The organism is Kitasatospora sp. MAP12-44, assembly GCF_029892095.1.
Lineage (GTDB): Bacteria > Actinomycetota > Actinomycetes > Streptomycetales > Streptomycetaceae > Kitasatospora.
Map to the genome: position 1 here is coordinate 948,658 of NZ_JARZAE010000004.1, position 25,083 is coordinate 973,740.

Annotated in this window: 23 protein-coding genes and 1 tRNA gene; 11 read left to right on the forward strand and 13 right to left on the reverse strand. The window is 69.1% G+C overall.

Features of this window, described 5'->3' with window-relative positions; translation table 11 throughout:
- Positions 1–164: 164 nt before the first annotated feature.
- Positions 165–1,013 carry a serine protease gene (locus tag P3T34_RS05110; RefSeq protein ID WP_280664777.1) on the reverse strand — a complete coding sequence of 283 codons (849 nt, stop codon included), beginning with the start codon at positions 1,011–1,013 and terminating at the stop codon, positions 165–167.
- Between the two features lie 414 nt (positions 1,014–1,427).
- On the opposite strand from P3T34_RS05110, the gene P3T34_RS05115 reads away from it, so the two are divergent.
- Positions 1,428–2,246 carry a phosphatase PAP2 family protein gene (locus P3T34_RS05115; RefSeq protein ID WP_280664778.1) on the forward strand — a complete coding sequence of 273 codons (819 nt, stop codon included), beginning with the start codon at positions 1,428–1,430 and terminating at the stop codon, positions 2,244–2,246.
- A gap of 77 nt (positions 2,247–2,323) precedes the next feature.
- On the opposite strand, the gene P3T34_RS05120 is transcribed toward P3T34_RS05115, so the two are convergent.
- Positions 2,324–3,271, reverse strand: a complete 948-nt coding sequence (locus tag P3T34_RS05120; protein WP_280664779.1) for a fibronectin type III domain-containing protein — start codon at positions 3,269–3,271, stop codon at positions 2,324–2,326.
- On the opposite strand from P3T34_RS05120, the gene P3T34_RS05125 reads away from it, so the two are divergent.
- The 4 genes from P3T34_RS05125 (at position 3,264) to P3T34_RS05140 (ending at position 8,043) form a co-directional block, all read left to right on the forward strand.
- The gene (locus P3T34_RS05125) at positions 3,264–3,494 is read left to right on the forward strand and encodes a hypothetical protein (protein WP_280664780.1); all 231 of its coding nucleotides are present in this window, start codon (positions 3,264–3,266) and stop codon (positions 3,492–3,494) included. The two genes, P3T34_RS05120 and P3T34_RS05125, sit on opposite strands and share 8 nt — an antisense overlap.
- A gap of 197 nt (positions 3,495–3,691) precedes the next feature.
- On the forward strand, positions 3,692–3,859 hold the full coding sequence (locus tag P3T34_RS05130) for a hypothetical protein (RefSeq protein WP_280664781.1): 168 nt from the start codon (positions 3,692–3,694) through the stop codon (positions 3,857–3,859).
- A 442-nt stretch (positions 3,860–4,301) separates the two neighbouring features.
- Positions 4,302–6,959 (forward strand): lantibiotic dehydratase, encoded by a 2,658-nt coding sequence (locus P3T34_RS05135; RefSeq protein WP_280664782.1) that lies wholly within the window; start codon positions 4,302–4,304, stop codon positions 6,957–6,959.
- A 181-nt stretch (positions 6,960–7,140) separates the two neighbouring features.
- Positions 7,141–8,043: a hypothetical protein gene (locus P3T34_RS05140; protein ID WP_280664784.1), complete on the forward strand. Its 903-nt coding sequence runs from the start codon at positions 7,141–7,143 to the stop codon at positions 8,041–8,043.
- Between the two features lie 69 nt (positions 8,044–8,112).
- Here P3T34_RS05140 and P3T34_RS05145 read toward each other — a convergent pair whose 3' ends face one another.
- On the reverse strand, positions 8,113–8,538 hold the full coding sequence (locus tag P3T34_RS05145; protein ID WP_280664785.1) for a hypothetical protein: 426 nt from the start codon (positions 8,536–8,538) through the stop codon (positions 8,113–8,115).
- Positions 8,539–8,704: 166 nt separating this feature from the next.
- On the opposite strand from P3T34_RS05145, the gene P3T34_RS05150 reads away from it, so the two are divergent.
- The gene (locus tag P3T34_RS05150; RefSeq protein WP_280664786.1) at positions 8,705–9,451 is read left to right on the forward strand and encodes an alpha/beta fold hydrolase; all 747 of its coding nucleotides are present in this window, start codon (positions 8,705–8,707) and stop codon (positions 9,449–9,451) included.
- 50 nt (positions 9,452–9,501) lie between these two features.
- Here the strand turns inward: P3T34_RS05150 and P3T34_RS05155 are convergent.
- Positions 9,502–9,575: transfer RNA gene (locus P3T34_RS05155), tRNA-Met, on the reverse strand.
- A 180-nt stretch (positions 9,576–9,755) separates the two neighbouring features.
- Here P3T34_RS05155 and P3T34_RS05160 point away from each other — a divergent pair.
- The 3 genes from P3T34_RS05160 to P3T34_RS05170 all read left to right on the forward strand — a co-directional run bounded on the left by P3T34_RS05160 (position 9,756) and on the right by P3T34_RS05170 (position 14,105).
- Positions 9,756–11,852, forward strand: a complete 2,097-nt coding sequence (locus tag P3T34_RS05160) for a hypothetical protein (RefSeq protein WP_280664787.1) — start codon at positions 9,756–9,758, stop codon at positions 11,850–11,852.
- On the forward strand, positions 11,849–13,516 hold the full coding sequence (locus tag P3T34_RS05165) for a WD40 repeat domain-containing protein (protein WP_280664788.1): 1,668 nt from the start codon (positions 11,849–11,851) through the stop codon (positions 13,514–13,516). The genes P3T34_RS05160 and P3T34_RS05165 overlap by 4 nt, the downstream gene beginning before the upstream one ends.
- A gap of 148 nt (positions 13,517–13,664) precedes the next feature.
- Positions 13,665–14,105 (forward strand): hypothetical protein, encoded by a 441-nt coding sequence (locus tag P3T34_RS05170; RefSeq protein WP_280664789.1) that lies wholly within the window; start codon positions 13,665–13,667, stop codon positions 14,103–14,105.
- 79 nt (positions 14,106–14,184) lie between these two features.
- Here the strand turns inward: P3T34_RS05170 and P3T34_RS05175 are convergent, their stop codons facing one another.
- The 5 genes from P3T34_RS05175 to P3T34_RS05195 form a co-directional block, all read right to left on the reverse strand.
- Complete coding sequence (locus P3T34_RS05175; protein WP_280664790.1) at positions 14,185–15,444, reverse strand: alkaline phosphatase family protein; 1,260 nt, start codon at positions 15,442–15,444, stop codon at positions 14,185–14,187.
- Positions 15,445–15,749: 305 nt separating this feature from the next.
- The gene (locus P3T34_RS05180) at positions 15,750–16,133 is read right to left on the reverse strand and encodes a hypothetical protein (RefSeq protein ID WP_280664791.1); all 384 of its coding nucleotides are present in this window, start codon (positions 16,131–16,133) and stop codon (positions 15,750–15,752) included.
- Between the two features lie 204 nt (positions 16,134–16,337).
- Positions 16,338–16,589, reverse strand: coding sequence for a hypothetical protein (locus P3T34_RS05185; protein ID WP_280664792.1), 252 nt, complete (start codon positions 16,587–16,589; stop codon positions 16,338–16,340).
- A gap of 323 nt (positions 16,590–16,912) precedes the next feature.
- Complete coding sequence (locus P3T34_RS05190) at positions 16,913–17,215, reverse strand: hypothetical protein (RefSeq protein ID WP_280664793.1); 303 nt, start codon at positions 17,213–17,215, stop codon at positions 16,913–16,915.
- Between the two features lie 380 nt (positions 17,216–17,595).
- Positions 17,596–17,910: a hypothetical protein gene (locus P3T34_RS05195; protein WP_280664794.1), complete on the reverse strand. Its 315-nt coding sequence runs from the start codon at positions 17,908–17,910 to the stop codon at positions 17,596–17,598.
- Positions 17,911–18,057: 147 nt separating this feature from the next.
- Between P3T34_RS05195 and P3T34_RS05200 the strand changes: the two genes are divergently transcribed.
- Positions 18,058–18,891, forward strand: coding sequence for a helix-turn-helix transcriptional regulator (locus P3T34_RS05200; RefSeq protein ID WP_280664795.1), 834 nt, complete (start codon positions 18,058–18,060; stop codon positions 18,889–18,891).
- Positions 18,884–19,078, forward strand: coding sequence for a DUF397 domain-containing protein (locus tag P3T34_RS05205; RefSeq protein WP_280664796.1), 195 nt, complete (start codon positions 18,884–18,886; stop codon positions 19,076–19,078). Before P3T34_RS05200 ends, P3T34_RS05205 begins: the two co-directional genes overlap by 8 nt.
- 224 nt (positions 19,079–19,302) lie before the next feature.
- Here the strand turns inward: P3T34_RS05205 and P3T34_RS05210 are convergent, their stop codons facing one another.
- From P3T34_RS05210 to P3T34_RS05225, 4 genes are all read right to left on the reverse strand, one after another.
- Positions 19,303–19,542: a hypothetical protein gene (locus P3T34_RS05210; RefSeq protein WP_280664797.1), complete on the reverse strand. Its 240-nt coding sequence runs from the start codon at positions 19,540–19,542 to the stop codon at positions 19,303–19,305.
- Positions 19,543–19,603: 61 nt separating this feature from the next.
- Positions 19,604–20,407: a sigma factor gene (locus tag P3T34_RS05215; RefSeq protein WP_280664798.1), complete on the reverse strand. Its 804-nt coding sequence runs from the start codon at positions 20,405–20,407 to the stop codon at positions 19,604–19,606.
- A 280-nt stretch (positions 20,408–20,687) separates the two neighbouring features.
- Entirely contained in the window at positions 20,688–22,532 is a 1,845-nt protein-coding gene (locus P3T34_RS05220; protein ID WP_280664799.1) for a DNA polymerase, read from the reverse strand.
- 48 nt (positions 22,533–22,580) lie between these two features.
- Entirely contained in the window at positions 22,581–25,031 is a 2,451-nt protein-coding gene (locus P3T34_RS05225) for a phage/plasmid primase, P4 family (protein ID WP_280664800.1), read from the reverse strand.
- Between the last annotated feature and the right edge of the window lie 52 nt (positions 25,032–25,083).

Genomic DNA, 25,083 nt, shown 5'->3' on the forward strand with positions numbered 1-25,083 from the left:
TGCGAAAAATGTCGGCCCACCGTTCCTGACCTGGCCCGCTCAAGTCATCCCGCACGGAAGCTCTGCGCACGCGCGACGGCCCGGAGCGCTGCTTGCGCTCCGGGCCGTCGCGGTCGGGGTGGGGTGGGGTGGGGCGGGATCGACGAGTGGTTGATCTTGGCGCTCTAGACGCCGGTGACGTCGTTGATCCATGTCCTGATGCCAGGAGAAGTGAGATTGCTCATGATCGTGTCCCGGAAGCCGCATTCCGGCCCACTCCCGCGGCTGACGGTTCCGATCAGAAGGAGGCGGCGATCCTCCAACAGCTTCCACAGTGGGCCTCCCGAATCCCCCACGCAGGGTGAGGAGTTCGGCTCGCTCTCGGTGCACAGCTCGACATGGGCATCGAAGTGCCTGCCCGGTTCGGAGCAGTGGACCGGCTCGATCACCTGAGTGTCCAAGTACTTTAGATCCAAGGGAAGATCAGGGCAGTTGAGGCGACCGTCAGCCGGATTGCACGTCCGCCCCCATCCAGTCAGCGTGGCCGGGAACGGAACGGCGGATGCCGCGATCTCGGGGCCGATCACGGCCGGGGCGACGGTCACCACATCGCGGTCGAGTTTGAGCAGGCCGACATCGAAGGGCCCGCCCTTCTCGCCGCCACGGTAGTGGGGGTGTTGGAACATCTCGACGACCCTTCGGCTCTGTCCGTCCTCGCGGTCGATCGATCCGACGTGGACGTCCGTCCAACCTGGACCGAGACCGTAGAACCCGTCGATACAGTGGGCCGCCGTCACAACCCAGTGCGGGGAGATGAGAGCGCCACTGCAGGAGTACGTGCCGTCGAAGACGGTACTGGCCACTGCTGAGACGGTGGCGGGAAAGTCCCCTGGTGCCACTTTCCCGCCGCCGATGATGCGCGCATGCGGGCCGTCGCCGTGCGGCCCCACCGCCGCCGCGACATGGGGTGTGCCACCGGTGATGCCGAGGAGAGCGGCGACACCAAGTGTGACCATCAGGTTTTTGAGGTTCATTGAATCCTCCATCGGAGCTCATCTTTGTGAGGATTTGTACCATTTGAACCACTCGCAGGACGGCTCCGACTCAGAGGAATCGGGCGTATACGCTCTAATTGACGAGCCCGCGGGAGGGTGGTGGCCTTCTTGCCGGTGGCGGTTGCGGGGATGGCGGGGATGGCGGGGAGGTCGCGCCAGCAGGTCGCAGGCCTCGGCGAAGGTGACCTCGATCGACCACCAACGACGCGTAGTTGATCGGGGCTAGCATTTGCGATCATGACGACGACACAACAGCTTGACCAACAATCCGGGTCCACAAAACGAGGCACTGGCACCGAGAACGGGACGAACGGCGCAGCGACCGTCGCAGGAACGAGCGCGAAACGCGGATTATCGAAGATCGGCCCGATCCTGCCGGCCCGCCTGCGACCGATGAACCGCCCCACCCTGTGGATCGAGGTCGCGCTCATCGGCATCGGCTACTTCTGCTACCGGGTGACGCAGAACGCGGCGAGCACCGGGGGCCAGGCCCCGTACCGCCGGGGCCGGGACATCCTGAGTCTGGAGCACGCGCTCCACATCGACATCGAGCATTGGCTCAACCACACGATCGCCAAGATCGACTGGCTGATCGTTGGGATGAACTACTACTACTACGCGACGCTCCACTTCATCGTCACGATAGCGGTCTTCATCTGGGTCTACATCAAGTTCCCCGACCGCTACCGCGCGATCCGCACCGTGATGTTCGCGATGAACGGCGTGGCCCTGATCGGCTTCTACCTCTATGCCGTCGCCCCACCGCGCTTGCTCGACCCGACCCGGTTCATCGACACGTTCTGCGTCCACCACACCTGGGGCGAGCAGACCTGCAGCGGAGTGGCGGGCCTGTCCGGCTCGATGACGAACGAGTTCGCCGCGATGCCGTCCCTGCACATCGGCTGGGCGGTCTGGTGCGCCCTGGCGATCGCCCACCTGGCTCAGCGCAAGTGGGTGAAGATCCTGGGCATCCTGTACCCGGTGGCGACCTTCACGGTCATCATCGCGGCGGCCCAGCACTACGTCCTGGACGCGGTCGGCGGTCTGGTCACCCTGGGTGCCGCCTTCCTGGTCCAGCGCATCCTGCAAGGACGGCCCGTCTACGCCGGGACGTCGCCAGCGGAACCTGTCCGGATGCCACAGCAGGGTGCGGCGCCGGAGGACGACGTCGCCGGGACCGTGGACTTCCCCTCGGGCCACAGGTCTGGGTGATCGGGTCGCCGTGTGCGAACGCGCGACGGCCCGGAGCTCTGCTGCGCTCCGGGCCGTCGCGGTCTGGCCGGGTGGGATCAGCTCGCGGACGGGGTGACCGTCACGCTGACGGGCGCGCTGGTGCCGTAGGGGCTGTTGGCGACCACCGTGACCGTGTAGGAAGCGCCATTGCTCATATTGCCGAACGTGGCGGTCAACGGGGCATTGGCGGCCACCGTGACGGGCGAGCCGAAGGTGAAGCCGCCATTGCTGGCCGTGACGGTGTAGCCGGTGACGTAGGCGGCGCCGGTGGCGGGCGGCGCCCAGGTGACCTGCGCACCGCCGTTCAGCGCCGTCGCATTGAGCTGGGTGGGCAGGCCCGGCGGGCTCGGACGGGTCATGGTGTAGCCGGCCGGGGCGGAGGTGCTGGTGAGGCCGTTGGCGTCGGTGAAGACCGCCTGGACCTGCAGCAGCCCGTTGGTCTGCACGCTCAAAGAGGCGTTCCAGACCAGCGCGGGGCTTGAGCCGTCGGGGTTGGTCGCCAGCGGCCAGGCGCTGATCGGCGAGCCGGCCGACGTCACGGTGCCCACAGGGAGGTCGGCGAACGCGCCCGAGGTGACCGTGCGGTACTGGTAGCGGACGCTGGTCAGGCCCGGCGCCGAGCTCGCGGTCAGCGCGACCGCCGTCCCGTCACCACTCGACCCGTCTACCGGACCGGTCAGCACGCCCGCGCCGACACCGAAGCCGTAGCTCGCGGTCGACGAGGCGGCCCCGCCGGCCCTGCTCGCGGAGACCGCCAGCGTGTGCCAGCCCGGAGCGGGCGTGAGCTGCACGCCGGCACCGGTCACCGTCACCGGGGTGCCGCCGTCCAGCTGGTAGGTGTAACTCGCTGCACTGGCAGAACTGTCGGCGAAGGTGACGGTGGTCGAGCCGCTCTGCGGCGCGGTCCACGTGTTGGCGGGGTAGCCGGTAACGGTCACGGTCGGCGTGGCCGGGGCGGTGGAGAAGGTCACCGGCTGCGCGGCCGACCAAGCACCGGTGAGCATCCCGTCGGTGGCCTGGACCTTCCAGGTGTACGCACCGTCCGCCAGCGCCGTCGAAGGCGTCCAGCTCGCCGGGGTACCGGAGTTGACGGACGCCGAGGTGCCAGACGCCACCACGGTCGAACCGCTCAGCACCTGGAAGTTCAGCTGGACGGGGTCGCCGTCGGGGTCCGTCGCGTTGGCCGAGAAGGTCGGCAGGCTGCTGGTGACGTACGTGGTCTCTTGATCGCGAGGGTGAGCGCGCTCAGCCCCGGATCCGCCGCAGCGACGGCGTTCTTGACGACCAAAACCTCCTGGAACCCACCGGCCTGCGTGGCACTCACCTGAAGGTCGACACCACTGGGCAGCACATTCGGGTACGTCGCCACCTCACCTGCGACGACGGGCGCGGGCAGCGGCGCCGGCCAGCTCAACGCGAGCTGCTTGCCGTCCACCGTCATCGTGGCCAACGGACCACTACCACCCGCCGACAGCACCAGCGGCGAAGAGCTCGCCACCGGCGAGTACCCACCCGAACTGCGCTTCAGCGTCGCATCCAACGCAACCCACGAGCTACCGCGCTTCACCCACTGCGGCCGCACATACGACTGATAGGTGAACGTACCGTCCCGGGTTGGCGAACGTCCGCGAGGAATCCGTGTGACGGTCCGTCAACTCCACCTGGCGGCCGGTCACATGTGCTTGCACCACTGGTGACTCAGCGGCCACCGGAGCTGCCGCAGCCGGATGAAGCGGGCTGAGCAGGGCAGCAGCCACCGCCGTGACCGCGACCCGCCCCCCTCTGGATATCCAACTGTTTTTGCGCATAACCGCATAGCCCCCTGTGCGTCGGTGAATGTGGGGGACACTCTTCAGCCCTTGGTGACGCCACGTCAAGATCCTTGGGAGAAAACTCGATCTTGCGAGCAAGCAGCCCACCGGTGGCGCGCTGCAGTCCGCGTCGAGTCACGCTCAAGGGCTCGCCCTCATCATCAGGCGGCCCGCACCCTGGCCACCACGCCCCCGCACCTCATTCACCACCCCAGGGGGAACCATGCCGCACACCGCAAGGCCCAGCGCCGCCGACAGCGGCGCCGACACCGACGGCTACGCCGTCCGGTCGGCGCCGTACGCCCTCGCGCGCGCGAGCGTGCTGCACCAGCCCGCCCAGAGCCCTGCCGCGGCGGCCTTCCGCACCCAACTGGCCTGCCTGGCCGCGCTGGAGGCGCAGGTCGCCGCGCTGCTGCCGCAGCTCGGCGAGGACCTGTACGCCAGCCGGAGCACCCATCAGCAGGCCTTCCACCGCGACGTGGTCCTGCCGCTGCGCCGCGCCCTGCACAACGGACGCGAGCCCCGCCCGGCCCTGCTCAGCCGGCTCGGCGACCTCCCCGCCCGGGTCCCCCGGCTGGCTGCCTGGCTGGCCCTGCGCGGCCGCCGCAGCGCCCTGCTCAGCGCCCTGGACGGTTCCGGCGCCACCGCGCTGGCGGCCGAGCGGGCCGCGCTCGCGGCGCTCTGCCGCGAGCCGGCGTTCGCCCGGGCGATCGCCCTGACCAGCCCCGACCTGCTGCGCGCGGTCGAGCGCGCGGCCACCGGGGCGGACGACCGCAGGGCGCGCAAGGAGGAGCCGAGCGTGCTGCGCTACGCGCTGCGGGCCAGCACCAAGACCAGTCCGCTGTCCTGGTTCACCGCCGTCGGCTGGGGCCCGCTGACGGAGCTGGCCCCGCCGCGCGCCACCCCGCACTGGGGCGAGGCCGGACTGCTCACCGAGCCGCTGACCGCCGTGGTGAAGGCCAACCGGACGCTGGTGAGCGCGCTGTCCCAGGCACTGCTGGACGACCCGCGCCGCAGCGCCCGGCTGCCGCACCGGATGACCAGCACCGGGCAGATCAGCGGCGGCCGCGCGGCCTACGCCCGCAGCCGGGTGGTGCTCGCCGACGGGAGCTACCTGGTCACCGACGAGGACGAGGTCGAACTCGCCGCCAGCGAACCGCTGGAGCTGGTCGCCGCGCTCTGCGAGCCACCCGCGGCGCTCGCTCCGCTGGCCGACCGGCTGGACGCCGCGCTGGGCGCCGCCCGGGGCGGCCCGGCGACCGCGGCCTTCCTGGTCCAACTGACCAGCGCCGGCCTGCTGGTGCCCACCGATCCAGTGGACCCGCAGGACGACAACCCGTTGGCGCACCTCGCGCGCTGGCTGCGGACCCGGCCCGAGGACCGCGGGCCGGCCGAGCGGATCGAGGAGATCGCCCGCCGGACAGCGGAGTTCGCCACGACGGCGCCCGCGCGGCGACCGGCGCTGCTGACCGAACTGGCCAGCTGCTGGGGCGCCGTGCTGGCCGAGGCCGGTCGCCCGCTGCCGCCGGACGTCGCGCCGGCCGTGCTCTTCGAGGACGTGGTGGCACCCCTGCCGCTGCGCCTTGACGGCCTGCTCGGACCGGCCGACCACCAGGCGCTGGGCGAACTGACCGCGCTGGCCGAGGTCTTCGACCTGGGCCACCTGGTGCGGCGGATCACCCGCGACCGCTTTGTGGCGCGCTACGGGCCCGGCGGCGTCTGCCGGCACCCCTGGGAGTTCGGCGCCGAGGTCGCGCTCTGCTGGCAGGAGGCCGGTCGGCTGGCCGCTCTCCTGCCGGGAGAGCAGGGCGAGTTGCCCACCGGCGGCACCGAACTGGCAGCGCTGCGCGCCACGGTGGTCGCCGCCGTCGGCGAGGCGGTGCGCCGCGACGGCGCGCACGGCGCCGCCGCCGACCTGGTGCTGCCCGTCGACCTGGTCGCCGGGCTCGGCGACCGGCTGCCCCGCTGGGCGCTGGAACGCCCGCTCAGCTACTCGTACTTCCTCCAGCGCGACAGCGCCGACGGGCTGCTCTGCGTCAACCACGTCTACGGCGGCTGGGGCCGGTTCAGCAGCCGCTTCCTGGACGCCCTGGACCCGGCGGCCGCCGCCGCGGTGGCCCGGCAGATCCACCGCGGGCTGGGTGAGCGGGCCAAGGCCGCCCAAGTCCGCCCGGTGGGTGGCTTCAACGCCAATCTGCACCCGTTGCTGGTCGCCGACGAGATCGGCCCCGACCGCCGCTGGGCCTCCATCGGGGAGTCCGAACTCGACCTCGTGCACGACGAGTCGAGCGACCAGGTCCGGCTGCGGCTGCGCGCCACCGGCGAGTTGCTCGACGTGCTGTACGACGGGTTCCTCGCGCCGATCCTGCTGCCGCAGCGGATCGCCCCATTCCTGTCCGACCACCCGCACGGCGTGGTCGACTTCCGCGCGCTGGTCCCGCGCCACACCTGCCAGGCGCCCGGCGGGCAGGTGGTGCGGCTGCCCCGGCTGCGCCACCGGCATGTCGTACTGGACCGGCGCCGCTGGCAGTTGGCGGCCGGCGTGGTCCGCGAGCTGCGTGCCGAGCTGGCCGCCGACCGGCCGGTCCCCGCCGCGACCGCGGCCCGCTGGCGTACCTTGCTCGACCTGCCCGAGCAGCTCTTCCTGCACGCGGCCGAGGCCGGTCCTGCCGACCGGCAGTCATCCCATCTACCGGCCCCCAAGCCGCAGTTCGTCGATCTCGGCAACGCCCTGCACCTGCGCTCGCTGGGCAAGTGGCTCTCCCGCCACCCCGACGGCGCGGTGTTCGAGGAGGCGCTCCCCGCCCCCGGCGGCCGCGACCGGCCCCACCAGGCCGTCGAACTCGTCCTGGAGACCTACCGCACCGGGCGCCCGTCATGAGGGCCCCCGCGATGAGGGCCCCCGCGCCACCCCCGCCGCGGGCACCCCGATCACGTGGTGCGCCGAACGGGCACCAACTTCCTCTGGCCGCGTCCCCGGTGGACCAGGCCGTCCCGGTGACCACCGGGTACGACTGGCGCAGCGAGGCGGCCGCCGTCATCGACCCTGTGGAGCAGACCCCATGACAACAGCCCAGTTCATTCCGACCGACGAGCAGACGGTGGTGGCCGCGCCGCGCACCCTCACCGAAGCCCTGTGCCGCGCGGCGGCCCTCGCGGAGAAGGTCGGCGTCCTGGCCGCGCCGCAGCCTGGCGAACTACCGCATCCACCCGCCGCGCTGGTCTGCTGCCCGGTCGCGGGCGGCACCCTGTTCGCCGGCGCGACACAGGTCGACCTGGCCCGGCTCGACGCGGTCTGCCGGGCGGCCGAACTGCGGCTGGGCGCCGGGGATCCCGGCGTGGTGGTGGGCGCGGACCCGGGCCACGCCTGGGGCCGCGCGCTGCGGCGGGCCGCCGAGCCGGTGCTGCCGAGCTGCTCGGCCGGTACCGAACTGCCCGAGGAGCACTGGGCGCAGCACCCGCAGGCGCGGCACTGGTGGTCGGCGGTCACCGCCCGCCTGGGCGTGCGGGCCCGACTGAACGTCTACCCGCTGACGCCGGACGGCTCCGCGTTCCACGCGGTGGTCCGCCGCTGCCCGGCCCCGGGAGCGCCGGATTGGGTGCTGGGACGCGCGGTGGAGGCGACGGCCGGAGACGCTGCCGCCTTCGCGGCGCTGGCCACGACGGTGCACGCGCTGGCCGTCACCCACCAGTTGCGCGACCGCCAGGAGAGCTGGCCCAGCGCCGCGGCGGCCCCCATCGCGGTCGCCGACGTCGAGCTCGCCGGGTGGGAGGACGAGGTCGGGACCGCCGAGTGGCTGGGCGCCCTGGCCGGGCGCGAACCCGCCCTGCAGAGCGCCCTGCGCCAGCTGACCGGGCTGCGCGCCGAGCCGTGGCAGCCGGTCGGCGCGGACGCCGAGGCCGTGGCGGAGGCCCTGCACGGCTGCGGCTTCACGGTGCTGCGGTTCGCCCCGGGCACCCGCTGAGCCCTAGCGCCCGCTGAGCCAGGGCGCCCGGGCTCAGCGGAAGCCTGGGCGCCCGGCCCTGAGGTGTCCTCAGGTGCTCTCCAGCGCACTGGCCCGCAGCCGGGCGAGCAGCGGCAGTACATCGTCCTCGCCGGCGTTCTCGGTGAAATTGAGGATGCCGGTGAGGACCGCACGGGCGATGTCAGCTGACGCCTCGTCAGAGGCGTTGGCGGCCCAGCTCTTCAGGGTCTGGCCGAGCACATGGCACATCCGGGCGGTCACGTCCCCCCGGATCTCCTCCATGACGGCGTCCAGCGCCTGCGGTTCCATCCCCTCGCGGACGCCGAAGGCCAGGGCCACCAGGAAGCCGAGGACCTGCTCCCCGTACTCGGCGACCAGGATCGGCAGCGCGACTTCACCCGGGCCGCGCCGGGCCAGCGCGGTCACGGCCAGCTCGTCGCGCCGCCAGGCCGCCTCCAGGGCGGCCAGCGCGCGCAGGGTCTCGTCCGGTGTCATCAGGTCACCGTACAGCGGCCGCCGCAGACCGGTCAGGAGGACGACCGCAGCGTCCCCCGGACCGGGATACTCCACCCTCGAAACTCGAACAGGCTTGCAATCCAAGGCTGTTAGTACGGAACAGCAGCAACACCGAGCGACGCACCGGAAGGAAACCCAGCCACCCGTGACTGCCATCGAGACCGACCAGAAACGCTGGATCCGCCGCTACAACCCCGCCCCCGACCCCGCGACCACACTCGTCTGCCTGCCGCACGCGGGCGGCTCGGCGACCTTCTTCTTCCCGTACGCGCGGGCCCTGGCGCCCACCCACGACGTGCTGGCCGTCCAGTACCCCGGCCGGCAGGACCGCCGGGCCGAGCCGCTGATCGACTCCATCGACGAGCTCGCGGACCAGCTGTCCGAACTCCTGCTGGACACCACCGCCGGACCGGTCGCCCTGTTCGGGCACAGCCTGGGCGCGATCCTCGCCTTTGAGGTGGCCCGGCGCTTCGAGCAGGCCGGCGTCGTGCCGCTGGCGCTCTTCGCCTCCGGTCGGCCCGCCCCCTCCCACCCGCGCCGCGGAACGGTCCACCGGGGCACCGACGAGGAGCTGATCGCCGAGCTGAACTCGCTCGGCGGCACCGAGCTCGCGGTGCTCGGCGACGACGACATGCGGGAGCTGGTGCTGCCCTCGGTCCGCAGCGACTACAAGGCCGCCGAGACCTACCACTACACCCCGGGCCCCGCCCTCAGCTGCCCCGTGCACGCGTTCGTCGGCGACGCCGACCGGATGGCCTCCACCGAGGAGGTCCGCGGCTGGGCCGAGCACACCAGCGGCGGCTTCACCCTGGACACCTTCCCCGGCGGGCACTTCTACCTCGTCCCGGAGCAGGAGTCGGTCCTGCACGCGATCGCCGACCACCTGCGCTGACAAACGCCGTTAGGCCCGGTGCACTGGGTGCACCGGGCCTATCGGGTCAGTAGCGGGGACAGGATTTGAACCTGCGACCTCTGGGTTATGAGCCCAGCGAGCTACCGAGCTGCTCCACCCCGCGTCGGTAGACCCGACTGTACGGCACCGGACGCACAGCGCGAAATCGCCGTCTACCCATGGCCAGTCGGTCCCGCTACCTTGGTCGAGCCGTGCACACGGGGGGTGGCCAATCGAGACGCCGGCAGAGTTCGCCCGGGAGCTGGACGCGCTGCGCAGGGCGTCCGGCAAGTCCTACCGCCAGTTGGCCGGCGAATGCGGCCTCGGCTTCAACACCGTCGCCGGGTACTGCGCCGGACGGCATCTGCCCCAACTCTCGGTGCGTACACAGTTCCAGCAGCTGCTGGCCGCGCTGGGGGTGCCGGCCGGCGCAGCACGGGAGGTCTGGTTCGAGGCCCTGGCGGGGCTGCGCGCCCGGGCTGGGGCGAGCGCGGCGCCGATCTGGAACCCCTACCGGGGCCTGCGCGCGTTCGAGAGCGGGGACGCGGCCACCTTCTTCGGCCGCCAGGAGCTCACCACCAGGCTGCTGAGCGAGCTGGACCGCTGCCGGGCGCAGGGGGCCCGAGCGCAGGGGGCCCGGGCGCAGGGCGCGACGCTGGTCGTGGTGGGACCGTCCGGGTCGGGCAAGTCCTCGCTGCTGCGGGCCGGCCTGCTCGCGGCGTTGGAGTCGGCGGTGGAGTCGGCGGTGCTGATCACGCCGGGAACGGATCCCCTGCGGCAGTGGCTGCAGCGCGCGCGGTCCGTCGCCGACGACGCCGTGGTGGTGGTCGACCAGCTGGAGGAACTCTTCACGCTCTGCCCGGACGAGGACGAACGGGTCGCCTTCCTGGCCGCGCTGCTGGAGCGCCAGGCACCGGTGGTGGTCGGCCTGCGCGCCGACTTCTACGGCCACGCGCTGCGCTACCCGCAGCTGGCCGCCCTGCTCCAGCGGGCGCAGCTCGTCGTGGAGCCGATGACCGAGGCGCAGCTGCACGAGGTGATCGTCGAGCCCGCGCGGTCGGCCGGGCTCGCCCTGGAGAGCGGACTGGTCGAGCTGCTGCTGCGCGACACCGCGCGGGAGCCGGCCGCCCTGCCGCTGCTGTCGCACACGCTGCACACCATCGTCGAGCTGGCCCGGCGCTCCGATCCGCCGGCCGCCGAGATCGGCGTGGCGCACTACCGGGCCGCCGGCGGCGTGCACGGCGCCATCGCCACAACGGCCGAACTGGCCTACCAGTCCTTGACGGTGGCGCAGCGACAGGCGGCCCGCCGGCTGTTCCTGAGGCTGGTGCGGACCGACGACAGCACGGCGGACACCCGTCGGCGCGTCACCTTCGACGAGCTGGTCGAGGGCCGCCCGGCAGCCGAGGCGGACGAGGTGGCCGAGGTCCTGGACGTCTTCGTCACCCACCGGCTGCTCACCACCGGCCCGCACACGGCGGAGATCGGCCACGAGGCACTGCTGGCCGCCTGGCCCCGGCTGGCCGACTGGCTGGCGGAGGACCGCGCGGGCCACCACCTGCACGGCAGGCTCACCACCGCCGCCCGCGGCTGGCGCGCGGACGGCCGCCCCGCCGAGGGCCTCTACCGCGGTGGCGCCCTGGCCGGCGCGCTGGAGTGGGCGCTGGAACCCGGTCCGTCCGAGGCGCTCAACCCGCTCGAACGGGAGTTCCTCGCCGCCTCCACCGCCGCCCGCGACGCCCGCGCGGCCACCGAACGCCGGCGCCTTCGCCGCGCCTACCAACTGGTCAGCGCCCTGGTGGTGCTCGTCCTGGTCGCCGCCGGCACGGCGCTGTACGCCCGCCAGGTCACGGCGGGCGCCAACCGCGAGACGCAGCTCGCGCTGTCCCGGCAGATCGCGGGGACGGCCGACCGACTGCGCGCCAAGGACCCGGCCCTCGCCGCCCAACTCGCCCTCGCCGCCTTCCGGGCCGCCCCCACACCGGAGGCCCGCTCGGCCGTCCTGCAGTCCTCCGCGACCCCGGTGCCCCGCAGGACCCGTGCGTCGCAGGCGACCGCCGCGGTGCTGGCCTCGGCCGGCACCCTGCTGGCGATGGGCACCGGCGACGGGCAGGTGCAGTTGTGGCGGACCACGGCGGACGGCCCACCCGCGCTGCTCGGCACCCGTCTGACGACCGGCCACGCCGTCGCGGCCCTCGCCCTCAGCAGCGACGCGACCCTGCTCGCCGCGGCCGATCAGGACGGCACGGTGTCGGCCTGGCGCGTCACGGACCCCGGGCACCCCGTCGCGCTGGCGCTGCCCGCCGCAGGCGCCAGCCGCGTCTCACGCTCGCCTTCAGTCCGAACGACGGGCTCCTCGCCGCAGGGGCCGCCGACGCCGACACCTACCTCTGGCGGTTGAGCCCCCGGGGTGCCGACGCGCTGCCCAGCAGGCTGGCCGGCGCCCGCAAGGCCGTCAAGAGCGTCACCTTCGCCGCCGACGGGCGCGTGCTGGCCGCGGCGGGCGACGACGGCACCGTACGCCTCTGGCAGCTGTCCGACGCGCAGCTGTCCGACACGCCGTTGTCCGACGCGAGCCCGCCGTCCGCGCCGTCCCCACCGTCCCCGCCGTCCCCGCTGGCGACCCTCAGCGGCCCCACCGGTGAGATCTTCGCGATCGCGATCTCACCCGACAGCCGCACCCTGGCCGCGGGCACGGCGGCCGACCACGCCGTCTACACCTGGGACATCACGGATCCCGCGCATCCCAGCGTGCTGGGGACGCCGCTGACCGGGCCGGCGAGCTGGATCAACACCGTCGCCTTCAGCCCCGACGGCACCACCCTGACCGCCGGCAGCTCCGACACCCTGAGCTGGCAGTGGGCTCTCCCGTCGCGGCGGCTGATCGGCACCCTGCCGCACCCGGCCCCCGTCACCGCGGCCGTCTACCGCGACGACCACACCCTGCAGACCCTGGCGGGCGACGGCATCGTCCGGACCTGGAACCTGCCAGGACCGATGCTGACCGGCAGCACCCAGCAGGTCTTCTCCGTCTCCTTCGACGCGGCGGGCAGCCGGCTGCTGGTCGGGGCCGGCGACGGCAGCCTGAGCCTGTGGGACACCGCCGATCCGGTGCACCCGCTGCGCGCCGCCCCGCCGGTCCTGGGCGACGGGCCGGGCAACGCCCCGCTCGCCGGCGCCTCGGCGCTCACCCCCGACGGCGCCACCGAGCTCGGCGGCGCCACCGACGGCACGATCCGCTGCTGGGACGTCACCGACCCCGCCCACCCCCGCGCCCTGGGGAGCCCGCTGCCGGTCGCGCACGCGACGATCGAGGCGATCGCGCTCAGCCGCGACGGCAGCACGGCGGCCGTCTCCAGCGACGACGGCTCGGTCCATCTGCTCGACCTCTCCGACCGGGCCCACCCCGTCGTGGTGGCGGCCCTGACCGGACCCAGCGGGGCGGCCTTCGGCGTGCGGTTCAGCCCGGACGGGCAGCTGCTGGCCGTGGCCGGCGGGGACGCCAAGGGCTATCTCTGGAGCGTCCGCGACCACGCGCACCCGCGGCTGCTCACCACGGTGACCGGACTGCGGGGCGCCGCCTACGCCACCACCTTCAGCCCCGACGGCCGGCTGCTGGCCTTCGGCACCGCCGACTACTCCGTCCAACTGGTCGACCTCACAAGGCCGCTGGCGCCGGCAGTGATCGCCACCCCGCTCGTCGGCCCGGTCGGCGAGGTCTACGAACTGGCCTTCAGTCCCGCGAGCGACCTGCTCGCGGTCAGCAGCGTGGACGGCAGCATCTGGCTCTGGCAGCTGGGCTTCCCGTCGGGGGCCCGGGGCCGTCCTGGCAAACCGGCTCTGCTCGCCACCCTCCAGACGGCGGCGGGCGGGCTGTTCAGCGTCGCGTTCAGCCCCGACGGGCACACCCTGGCCGGCGGCGGCAGCGCCGACACCGTGCAGCTGTGGAACACCGACCCCGGCTCCGTCGCCGCCTGGATCTGCGCGAACACCGGCGACCCGATCACCCCCGCCGAGTGGGCCCGGTTCATCCCCGACCAGCCCTTCGACCCGCCGTGTCGCTGAGCAGGCCGTGCGGCTGAGCAGGCCGTGCCGCTGACGGGGTGTACGGGGTTGTACGAGGCCCGTCCGGACCGGTGCGGGACCCTGCGCCACCTCGGTAGACCGGTGGTGGACCACAACCCCGTGGACCGTCGATCGAGGAGGACACGACATGCGCATCGGACACAAGGCCGCGACGATCCTGGCGAGTGCGGCGATGATCGGCGCCGCACTGGTGGGCGGGGCGCCGAGCGCCTCCGCCACCGACAGCGGCGGCAACGGCAACCCCGCCACCGACTGCCCCAACGGCTCCACCGTCGCCTCCACGAACATCTACGACTACAACGGCGCGGTGGTGGGCCTGGTCGAGATGCGCTGGTCCGCGGCCTGCTCGGGCAACTGGACCCGGGTGACGTCGAAATACGGCGCCTACCACCTCGAAGCCGTGATCGGGGAGGGCGTCAACTACGACCCCGGGGCGGTCGCCAACGACATCGCGACCCAGAACTTCACGCCGTACCTGCGGGTGGCGCCCAGTCAGTACATGTGCTCGCTGGGCACCATCGCGGTCACCAACGACATCCAGTACACCGCGCAGGTCTGCTCCAACTGAGCCAACTGAGCCGACTGCGCTGACGGGGGCGGGCGCCGGCGCGCCCGCCCCCTCGTTGCCCTTTACGGCCCTTTACGGACTACGCCTGGGCGTAGAGCCGGCCCGCGAAGCGGCGGGCGAAGGTGTCACCGGTGTTGGCGGTGACCGTGAAGTCGTAGCGTCCCGCGCTGGTGGCCTGCAGGGTGGTGCTGGTGGAGCCGCCCGCCGGGATGGTCACCTGGGTGGAGGCGCCGCCCGCCGGGGCCAGGTAGGCGGCGTTCGGCTTGATGGTGAAGACCGCCGCCACCGAGCCCGCGTTGGTCAGCGTCAGGGTGAGGGTCGCGCCGTTCTTGTTGTCGACGACGTACGCCTCCGGGTGCGCCAGCTTGGTGTTCGACCAGGTCAGCACGTTGCCCTGGAAACCGCGCAGGTAGCCGTCCGGGCCGTGCAGGTCGATGTCGTACAGGCCCGCGCCGTACGTCTTGGCGGAGAAGTAGTCCGAGATCGAGCCGCCGGACGCGCAGGTGTACGGCCAGGCGGCGTACGTCCGGTCGTTGACGGTGTAGGCCGTGAAGGCGGCGCCCAGCGCGCCCGTCGAGACGGTCTTGAACCAGATCCGCCCGGTCGAGGTGTCCGTCCAGGAGGTGGTGTCGAAGGCGTACCCGACGGCCTGCGCGGGACGGTCGCCGGACTCCTGGGCCGGCAGCGCGCCGGCGGCGGGGATCTTGGGCGCCGGCAGCGACTCCTGCTTGTTCGCGGCGGCCACCAGTGCGGCGGTGCTGGGCAGGTTGGTCGGGAACGCCACCGGGCTGCTGCCGAAGTTGAAGGCGCTGGTGAGGTCACCGCTGACCTGGCGGCGCCAGGCCGAGATGTTGCTGCACTGGACACCCGTGACCAGCTCGGCGAACCGCAGCGGCGAGGTGTGGTCGAAGACCTCCGAGCAGACCCGCCCACCGGTGGTCCACGGCGAGATCACGGTCATCGGCACGCGCGGGCCCATGCCGATCGGCGCGCCGCTGATGAACTCGGCCGCCGTGCCGGAGGGGGCGGTGGGCGGCGGGACGTGGTCGAAGAAGCCGTCGTTCTCGTCGAAGTTGTAGAAGACCACGGTCGAGTCCCAGGTCGCCTGGTCGCTCGCGATCGCGGACAGCACGCCGCTGACGAAGTCCGCGCCGTCGGCCGGCCGAGAAGCCGGGTGCTCGGACTGCGCGGTGGGCGAGACCACCCAGGAGACGGTGGGGAAGGTGCCGGCGGCGATGTCCGCGGTGATCGCCGAGTTGATCGAGCCGACCCGGGCCATGCCGTTGACGTAGAGCGGGTCGCTGGTCGAGGCGTTCTGGAACTGGGTGAACCAGGCCAACGGGCGGTTCCTCTGTCGAGAGTTACGACGGACTTCTGATAGCGGTACTACGCGAGCGGCTAGTTCCCTAACAGGAAGTTCGAGAGGGGCCGAGCGAAGCCCCGCCCGGTTGGTGGCCGGACGGGGCTCAGGGGCCTACATGCCGAGCAGCAGGCGGCGCACAGCCGGGGCACAGCTCAGGCATGCCCAGATGGGCCGCGCGGGGCCGCTACCGGTCGGCACGACACCGACCCGCACCGGAAGCGGCGTGGCGTCTTCCTGGCAGCGCATGCAGCGGACTGCCGGGGGCATCAGGGGCTCGGTCATCACGCCACCTCCCCAGTGAGGCATCCGGCGCTGTCGGTGGCGTCGCTGAGCCAGTACACGGGGTCTGGCAGATCGAGCTGTGCGGCGAAGGCACGGGCTCGGCGTTGGCGTTCCTCGTGTCGGATGTGTCCCCGGACTAGCTCCGTTTCGTCCCCCCACAGGGGTTCGGAGCGCTTCGCGATGTGGGCCGGAATCTCGGCCAGCGCTTCCCAGTCTCGGGGCTTAGGCAGTTCGTAGGATCCGAGCTGAGTGCTGCGGAGCACTACCCGGATGGGCTCAGGCTCGGCGGCCTTCTTCGGCTCGCTTGTGATCAGGCAGGCCACCAGTGCCGCAGCACAGAGGGCAATGGCCCAGGCGAAAGCCCAGGCGCTAAGGTGGGTCATGTCGTTCAGCTCCCTTTAGCTGTTCGGCACAGACCCCGGTCGAGTGTTACCAGCACTCGCCGGGGTCGCTTTTTTGTTGTGGGTCGAACGGTACGGCCCGCCCGGATGATCTGTCTAGCCGTCAGGTCCGGGGGCGGACGCCGAAGCCCCGCCCGGACCGGAAATGATCCGGCTGATCCGGGCGGGGCTCTGGTCGCGCGTCGGTCACTCGGCGGTCGGCTTCGGTCGGCCCTTCCACTCACCCGACCCGAGCGGGAGCCAGCCGTCCCCGTTGCAGTCTCGGCACTTCTGGCGCACGTAGGCCGTCCCGGCGGCAACGATCGGCTTGCCGTCGCGTCCCATGACTGACTGCGTAGCCATCCGAGATTTCACGGTGATTCCGCCGTCGCAGTTGGGGCACGCCATGCGGAACTGTGCAAACCCCGGGCCGGTGGGCTGTTCGCTCTCTTCGCTCATGCGATCAGTATCCCCACCTGTAGGCATGATCAGTAGCTGACTTTGCCCGTGCCCCCGCACGTCGAGCACTGAACGACAATGGTCTCGCTGACGCTGGACTGACTCCCGTCGGGGTTGACGACCACCGAAACCTTGGACTCTTGCTTCTGGCCGCCACTGCAACCGCCGGGACACTGCATCTCGGGCATTGGTGTTTCCTCCTGACGCTGTGCCAGCCCAGGGACCATCCCCGGACTGTCGTGCACTTGCAGGACCCGCCCCGGCGTCCGGTGATCTCGCGAGCACTGTGCGAGCTACCGTCCCGGGGCGGGGGTCTTAGGGGGTTAGGCCGCGCGGCTCTTCCGCCGGTAGGCGCTCTGACGGGACGAAGCACCGAGCGTCTTGCCCAGCTCGGACGTGATCCGGTCGTGAACGGCCCGCATGGTGGCGAGTGTGGCGTCCAACTCGGCAACCGTGGCGCCACCGCGACGGGTCACCTGGTGGTCGAGCTTCCGGCCGAGGGCGGCGAGATCGGCCAGCGATCCGAGCCGGTTGAACGGGCGATTGAGGCTACTGCCGGGCGTCCTGTCACGCCGGGCGGTGGACAGCGCGATCACGGCGGCAAGGGTGGGGGGCTTAGCGGGCATCGAGCAACTTCCCTTCACGGCTGGGCTGTTCGGCTTGTCGGTGGTCTGCGTCGGGCGACTGCCCGACAGGGACGAGTACCCGGTAGTGCGGGTGGGGTGGTCCCAGTCCGGCGCGGGCTCGGCGGGCGCCGATGATGGACCCGTAGGGGCCGTACCGGGGTATCTGCATGGGGTCGGTCACGCCACATCCTCCGATGCATCTTCGCTCAACTTCCGCATACAGCGCGGGCATTGGCATACCGGCCACGTGCCGGAGAACGGGCGGCCACACGGGATCTCGGGGCCGTATTCGGCTTTCGCGAGCTCAACTCGCTGGCCGTTACTGGTGATTCGGTAGGTGTGGATCGTCAGGCCCCTATGCGGGGGCGGGTCAGTCAGGCTCATTCGTCGCCCAACTCCATTCGCACAGCGGGCAGTTCGGCCAGCCCAGAGGGCACGATCTCGCCTCGCTGGACCCGACCCATGCAGCGGGCATGCGCCAAGATGAACGCCGTGAGCGCTTGAACCGTCCGAATGTTGCAACCGCCCAGTTCGACATGGACGCCTTCACGGCGAAGCGTGATGATCCGGACGCCCAGCAGGGACGGTAGCTCGGCCACCTTGAATGCGTCGTCAAGCTGGTCAAGGGTTCTCTCGGCCCAGTCGCGTAGCTCCCGAGCCATACGCTGCTCTTCGGTCTCAACTTCGCCTTCCACTGCGGGAGTTCACCCCCTCACGGTCGCCAGGACTTGTGTACGCTCAGCCCCTCCGTAGTCGGCTGACTACCGAGGGGGGTCTACCATCTCGGGTAGCCGGAAGCTTCGCAACTTTCAGAATCTGAAAGGTAAGTTGAGGGAGAGTCAGTGAACTTGAAGCGTCTAGACCCCAGCAAATCCCCCCTTGCGGCCTTCGGGGACCAACTTCGCAGGTCACGGAACGAGAAGGGGTGGACTCAAGATCAGCTCGGGGACCGCATGGGGTGCTCCGGCGGCCACATCTCCGGCCTAGAAACTGCCGCGAAGTCACCCGGACGTAAGTTCGCAATCAGGGCTGACGCGGTCTTCGGCACCGGACTGACTTTCCAAATCTTGTGGCAGGCAGTCAAGAATCAGGCGTTCCTCGAAGGCTTCCCTGAGTACGTGGCGAAGGAGGCACACGCGAAGACACTCCGGTTCTTTCAGACCCGGATCATCCCGGGCCTGTTGCAGACGGAGGAGTACGCAGCTGCACTGGAGTCCGGCTACGTCCAGCGCGGAAAGGCGACTCAGGACCAGGCCGACGGGCGCGTTCGCTTCCTGATGGACCGACAGCGGATCTTGCACGCCACCCCGGCGCCGTCGCTTCACTCGATCATGGATGAGGTGTGCCTGCGCCGTCCGATCGGCGGGCGCGGCGTGATGGTCCGGCAGCTTCGGCACCTCGAAGAGCTGTACCAGCGACCCAAGACGACGATTCAGATTGCCCCTGACTCACTCGCGGAAGCCCACCCCCTGAACCACCCTGTGACCCTCCTCACTCTCCCGGGGCGAGTAGTGCTCGGCTACACAGAGACCCTTCAACGCGGCTACCTGGAGAGGGATAGTGAGACAGTGGAGAGTTGGGCCAGCGACTACGATCAACTCGCAGTCGAGGCACTCTCCCGAGCTGCTTCACTGGCACTGATCCGCAAAATCAGAGAGGAACTTGAACATGGGTGAGTTGGCTTGGCGCAAGAGCACGTATTCCGGTGGTGGGGGTGAGTGTGTCGAGGTCGCCGACGGCATGCCCGGCGTAATGCCGGTTCGGGACTCGAAGGACCCCGAGGGAGGCTTTCTGACCTTCTCTGCCGACGCTTGGCAGGCATTCGTGTCCGGAGTCCAGGCAGGCGACTTCGGGACCGCCTGAGAGCCCTCACGGCCCCGGTAGGCCGATGCGCTTGCCGGGGCTGTCCCATGCCTGCCGCCAGCCCGCGTGAGCTCGGCCGGATTATTACTTTCCGTATCCCAAATTCCGACGCCGGCATCGATTTCGGCATACAGAGAGTGATATTGGAACCCTTCCCTCCGCTTGGGTCGTAACGGTCAGATACGACGAAAGGCGCCTACCGATAGCCGGTAGGCGCCTTCTGGTTATTCAGACTTCGTGCGGTCGGTCAGGTAGATGCCGTAGTTGCCGTAGCCCATGTGCTTCATGGAAACGCCGAATCGCTCGGCCCATCCGGCTTTCGTGATGAGACCGGCCCACATGAGCCAAAGGCCCTTGGCTTCTTCTTCGCCCTTCGCCGAGTCGATCATTTCGACTCGCTTGGACGGCCGGACGTGCAGCGCACCCTGAGTCCAACTGGTACGCGTCAGTAGGTCGGTGGCCATTCTTTCTCTCCCGGACTGAGCTTCGACTAGATTAGTCGAAGCGTCGTTTTGATCACTCGGTCTACGCTGCCCCTTGGACGTACACGTCTTCAAACTGCTTCATGGCGCGAGACCGAGCCTGTTGAACGGATAGCTTCGTGATCCCCAACTCAGCGGCTATGTCGCCGTCACAGTCCGCCCCGTACAGCGGGACGGGATCGATTCCGAATGTGGCCTTGAGGACGAACCGGCGTCGCTTCGGGATGATGTCCAGCGCCCGGTGAACGGATTCCCGGATGACCCGCTGGCGTGCCGTGACAATGTCACTGGCCTGTATCAGATCTTCGGGGATGCCGACAGTGCTGGGCAGTAGCGACCCGACCGTTTCCGGGGTCGATGAACCATTCTGGCCAGGTATCGGCAGATCTAGTGAGGCGACTCCCTGCCACGCCATACGGGCCGCGTAGGCCGTCTCTGGGGACATCTTGTCGGCACCCATGTGTTCGGCCTGCGTGGCCACCTTCTGAGCCTTGTACGGGTCTCCCCCGGCGATCCGCAGCGCCGTCTGAAAGTCCTTCGCGGGACGACGTCCCACACCGCTACGCGTCTCGGCCCATCGTGCATCCATGATGGCCCCGTGGACCGTGCGTTCAATGAAGGCCAGGAACGAGACCGTTCCCGATCCCTCCCACCGGCCGATGCCCTCCCAGACTGCCAGGCGCCCAGTCTGCGCGAGATCCTTCCTGAGTTCTTCGTCCACTCGACCGCTGATCGTCGCGTGGCGAAGTGCTGCCGCCATGACCAGAGGTTCGGTCTCCTCGATCACGGTCGTGATGGCACCAAGGTTGTTGGATTTCGCAGCAGTTAGGGTCTCCTCGGTCAGCATTGCATCCCCCATAGTTCGTAGTTCTTTCCCACCAGGGAGCACAGACGTTGCCGTCTGACGCCCCGTCCCGCCGGTATGTGGTTGTTGATCTACGTTGCCCGCATTCGTGCTGGTCAAGGCCACTTTCGACCGCATGTTCGGGGCGCAGAAGGAGAACCTACGCCCACGCACTGACAGTCAGCAAGGCTTTATGAGAACGACCGCTAACGCGCCCTTTTCCGCATGAGCATTTCAACCTTCAACATCCTGGAGAGCATCGACTAACTTAGGTGATGGTCCGTCAGAAGTCGGCGCCATAGAGCGACCCCCACGACCGGCCGCCGATCTCCGCCTTCGCCTCAATCGGAACTCCGAACAAGGGGAACGTCATGCACTTCTCGATCTCGCGCGCTACCTCCTTCGCCTCACCCTTCGGGGCCGACGCCAGCGTCTCGTCATGAATCAGGAAGCGGAGGTAGGGCAGCAATCCGGCCGCTTCCATATTGAGGACTGATTGCCCGAGAACATCCCTCGCGGTGCTCTGGCATAGGTAATTCACGATCGCGTAACTTCGGTCCCGATCGAGCGGCAAGCGCCTGCCGACTGGCGAGATTGCTACCATGCCGTTCTGAAAGGCTTCCCGCTGCCAGCGACGCGAAGCCCGCTTGACCTCGGGGTAGACCCGATCGTATGCGGCAAGCATTCGACGCACGTCCTCAATTGGCGCTCCGGTCTGCTGGGAAAGGGCGTCGGCGCCACCGCCGTAAACCTTTCCCAGTCCACCAGCCTTGGCTAGCTTCCGATGCTTTGGCGTGTAGTCGGCGCCGTAGATGAGACCGGCCGTGAACCCGTGCAAGTCCTCTCCGGCGGCGATTGCTTCGCGCATTCGCTTCACATCGGCGAGAGCAGCCAAAACCCGTAGTTCGATCGCTTGAAAGTCCGTACTGATGAACACGTGGCCTTCGTCGGCGAGAATGCTCCGACGGATCTCGAAGTCGCCACTTGGGAGGGTCTGTGCGGCAAGTCCGGCGGCCATGCGGCCCGTTCGGGCTTGCAGGGTGTCTAGGGCCGCGTGGATCCGGCCGCTCGAATCGACTTCGCGTAGGAACCGCTCGGCGTAGGTTGTGCGCCAGCGTCCGGCGCGCTTGCTCCGAAGTACCGCGTCCGCCAACGGGTTTGGCTCCCGTACGCCGATGCGCTGCCAATCCTCGTCCAAGTCGGCGAGCGGCAGCAGGACGTTCTTATCAACTTTCAACGCCCCGTTGTCAGTTCGCTCCGTCAGGGTCTCGCCCATGGCACCTAGCGCTTCGGAGATCTGCGCCCCTGAGTTGACGCTAGTCACGCCGTACCGGGCGGCAACACGCGCGAACTTCTCGGCCTGTTCGCCGAGTTGGCCGCTCAGTGTCTCGGTGTATTCGATATCGAGGACCATACCGGCGCGCGTCATGATCGAGCAGATTCGGGCTAGTTCATGCTCATAGGGAACTAGCGTCTCCCGAACGTCCAACCGGGCAAGCTCAGTTCGGAGCTTCGGCGCGAGTCGTGCGGCAAGGATGGCATCAAGTCCGGCGTAGAGATTGTAAGTTGGATGATGGATGCTGATTCCGGCCCAGCCGGTTTCTTTGGTGAAGCCAAGCGAGTTGAAGACTGCCGTCAGACCCTCTTGGGTGTCCGGCGCCGACGGGTCGATGTGCTTGGCACTCAGGGGCTTTAGGGCCGAGCCTAGGCCACCCTCCTTCCGCTCTCTCGGGTCGATGAGCTTGGCCAGGATGCGGGTATCTGTCGTCCGTGGTGCGAGAGCTTCGATCGGCAAACCGGCGTGCCTGTCTAGGACTTGCCAGTCATACGGCGCGTTGTGAATCATGAACGCGTGCGCGTTGTCAAGTACGCATCGGGCGGCGCGTTGGAACTCAGCACCCAGCTCCCAATGGATGACCCACGCTGTGTGCGCATCCCCGAACTGGACCGTGCGCAACCGGAAGCGTGGGGCATAGATGTCCAAGCCTGTTGTCTCGGTATCGAGCCCGAGGGGGCCGCGCCGGGCGGCTTGCTCGGCCCAGTCCGTGAACTGCCGCAAGTCCTCTGGGGTTTGCGGGACATGCACGCTTACTAGGTCCCCGGCCAGCGTCTGGCAGTACGTCTTCATGTCTCCCCCCGAAGGGGCTTCGACTAAGTTAGTCGAAGCCCCCGCGCGCTACTTGTAGAAGTTGCTGGATCCGGCGGCGGCAGGGTCGAGCGTCGCCAGCCGAATCCCGCTCAGCGAAATGCCATTCATCTTCTTCGTTCGACCGATCCCGCGCTCTTCCATCGCGTCATAGAACGCTCGCCGCGTCCATCGTTCTTTGGCGGGAAGGTTCTCGTCTTCACACCAGCCGAGATACCGGTTGAACGCGTCCGTTCCGCTCATTGCGAATGATGCGTCCGCCGGTTCCAGGACTCCCGGAAAGAAGCCTGCGAGAGCGTCACTGGTTTCCCTGTACTCTCGCGTTGCGTGCTGAATGACGCTCGGGTCCTTCAGTCCCTCGGCGTACCATTCGACGGCGCCACGGACGGCCCATGCGGCAATGCCTTCCCGTTCCTTCAAGAGCTTTTCGTCTAGGTCGTACTCGCGTTCATGGAGTGGAAAGAAGCGCAGGAACGGAATCAGCTTCACGCGTCGCCACAGCCCTTCGTCCTGAGATTTGAATTTGGGCTTATGGTTCGTTGCCAGCGCCAAAAGAAATGTCGGCTTGAACTCGAAAAACTCCTGGCGAAGAAATCTCGCGCTGATCATGTCCTTCCCGGTGACGCGCTTGAGCACGGCTTCGGACATCGGGCGTCCCGCTTCACCTTCGCTGGCCATGACCAGCCGGGCGCCGCGCAATGCGGCCACATCATTCGGGATCCCGCCGCTCTGCTTTTCCTCAAAAGTTGCGAATGGAGTTGTTTTGGTAATGCTGCGGAAGACGGCCGTCAAGGTGTCGGTCAATACAGATTTTCCGTTCGCGCCCTCACCCCAGAAAACCGCGAAGCACTGTTCGTCAACGGCGCCAGTGATGCCGTATCCGACAAGTCGGCGCATGTACTCGGCAAGCTCGTGGTTCTTCGGGAAGATCTCGGCGAGAAAACGTTCCCACCTGTCGGCGCGCGCATCCGGCCGGTAGTCCACATCTAGGCAGTAGGTCAGCAGGTCTTCCTGTCGATGCCGGTGCATGCGGCCAGTCCGAAGGTCCACCGTGCCGTTCCTGAAACTCAGAAGGTGCGGTTGTGCATCGAAGTCGGAAGATTTCATGTGGACGCTCGGCACCGAACGAAGCTCGGTCAGCATCGCTTCAATTCGAGTGGTCATCGTGTAGGGATGCGCTTCCCGAAGCTTCCCGGCCAGTACGAGAGCTGCCCCCATCCGGTGAATCTCTTGCCGGATCTTGACTTCTGATCGTTCCCAGACTCGACCGGTCCACACGAAGAAGCCGAGCCCCGGGGCGAACCTGATTCGGTCATCGCACCACGCCACCAGTGCATGCGCATTCATGGCATCACTCGACCCGTACCGCTCCATGAGTCCGGCGAGCACTCGCGCGGCTTCCTGGCCTTCGTCGCGGGTCACGGCGTCGGCGCCCGTACGGTCGCTCAACTCGGCTTCTGCTGCGAGCCGTTGCGCTTCCTCGCTGTACTGAGCCATGTTCACGGCGCGGTGAAGGGCCGACGGGAAGCCCTCGGGGTCACGTGCACGCCATGCCGTCAAGTCGTCGCGAGCGTGCGGGAGTTGAAGCGCGAAGACCTCAACTCCGTTGGCGCGCAAGGCTTCTGTGAGCCGACGCGTGAAGCCTTGTCCGGCGGAGTCGTTGTCCCCGGCAACGATCACTTGAGTGTGCCGGAGACCAGCGGCTAGCTCGGCGGCAAGCTCCGGCATGCTGGCGAGAGAGGCCCCCCGCACGAAGACGACGTCATAGCCGCACGCAACGGCCGTGAGGGCATCTGAGGGCCCTTCCGTGATCAGGGTGACCCCGTAGCCCCCTGAGCCCCTGAAAAAGCCGTAGGCAGCCCACCTAGCCCCTTCGGGGTTCTGTAGGGAGACCCAGCGTCCGGGGCACTTCCCGGATAGGTCTCGCCCCTGAAGGGCCCGCACCACGCCGTCAAAGCCGGTGAAGGGCACCGTGAGACGCGGATAGTCGCTGAACGCCCGTGTCCGGTAGGCGAATTGGTGGGCAGTTCCTCCGGCGTCTACGCCTAGTTCCAGCTCGGCGGCAGCCTCAAAGGTAAGCCCGAAGCGATCAGCGAGGTACTGCCGCGCGTAGTCGGCTGCCGGGTCGCCAAAGGAACCGAGCTGGGCCGACGTGGCGTCCACGTACGTCCGCAGTGCGGCTATGGGTCCGACACCGACCGGCGACGGCGCCACGGAGGACACAGTCAGCCCGGGACCGGTGGCGTTGAACATGTCTCGCTGCCGGAGACCGGCGGCTTTCACCACATCGGCGAACGAACAGCCCGAGCGGCACGTGACACGAACAGTGCCGTTCTCTCCTCCCCAAATCCTCAACGACGGTCGCGTGTCCGCATGGGCAGGACACAGCGCGATGTATCCGCCGTCCGGCTCCTGGCCCAAGTTGCGGAAGTGCGCGAGCACGTCAGTAAAAAGCATTGTTTTCCCTCCGTTGCCCACCATGGAGCACAACGGTTGCCAATATCACTCTCCGTATATCCCGCGGTTATGCCGG

Coding starts and splice junctions, on each gene's coding strand:
- P3T34_RS05110 (WP_280664777.1), bottom strand. CDS start 1,013: ATGAACCTCAAAAACCTGATGGTCACACTTGGTGTCGCCGCTCTCCTC.
- P3T34_RS05115 (WP_280664778.1), top strand. CDS start 1,428: ATGAACCGCCCCACCCTGTGGATCGAGGTCGCGCTCATCGGCATCGGC.
- P3T34_RS05120 (WP_280664779.1), bottom strand. CDS start 3,271: ATGCTCACCGGTGCTTGGTCGGCCGCGCAGCCGGTGACCTTCTCCACC.
- P3T34_RS05135 (WP_280664782.1), top strand. CDS start 4,302: ATGCCGCACACCGCAAGGCCCAGCGCCGCCGACAGCGGCGCCGACACC.
- P3T34_RS05140 (WP_280664784.1), top strand. CDS start 7,141: ATGACAACAGCCCAGTTCATTCCGACCGACGAGCAGACGGTGGTGGCC.
- P3T34_RS05145 (WP_280664785.1), bottom strand. CDS start 8,538: ATGACACCGGACGAGACCCTGCGCGCGCTGGCCGCCCTGGAGGCGGCC.
- P3T34_RS05170 (WP_280664789.1), top strand. CDS start 13,665: ATGCGCATCGGACACAAGGCCGCGACGATCCTGGCGAGTGCGGCGATG.
- P3T34_RS05180 (WP_280664791.1), bottom strand. CDS start 16,133: ATGACCCACCTTAGCGCCTGGGCTTTCGCCTGGGCCATTGCCCTCTGT.
- P3T34_RS05185 (WP_280664792.1), bottom strand. CDS start 16,589: ATGAGCGAAGAGAGCGAACAGCCCACCGGCCCGGGGTTTGCACAGTTC.
- P3T34_RS05190 (WP_280664793.1), bottom strand. CDS start 17,215: ATGCCCGCTAAGCCCCCCACCCTTGCCGCCGTGATCGCGCTGTCCACC.
- P3T34_RS05205 (WP_280664796.1), top strand. CDS start 18,884: ATGGGTGAGTTGGCTTGGCGCAAGAGCACGTATTCCGGTGGTGGGGGT.
- P3T34_RS05210 (WP_280664797.1), bottom strand. CDS start 19,542: ATGGCCACCGACCTACTGACGCGTACCAGTTGGACTCAGGGTGCGCTG.
- P3T34_RS05215 (WP_280664798.1), bottom strand. CDS start 20,407: ATGCTGACCGAGGAGACCCTAACTGCTGCGAAATCCAACAACCTTGGT.
- P3T34_RS05220 (WP_280664799.1), bottom strand. CDS start 22,532: ATGAAGACGTACTGCCAGACGCTGGCCGGGGACCTAGTAAGCGTGCAT.
- P3T34_RS05225 (WP_280664800.1), bottom strand. CDS start 25,031: ATGGTGGGCAACGGAGGGAAAACAATGCTTTTTACTGACGTGCTCGCG.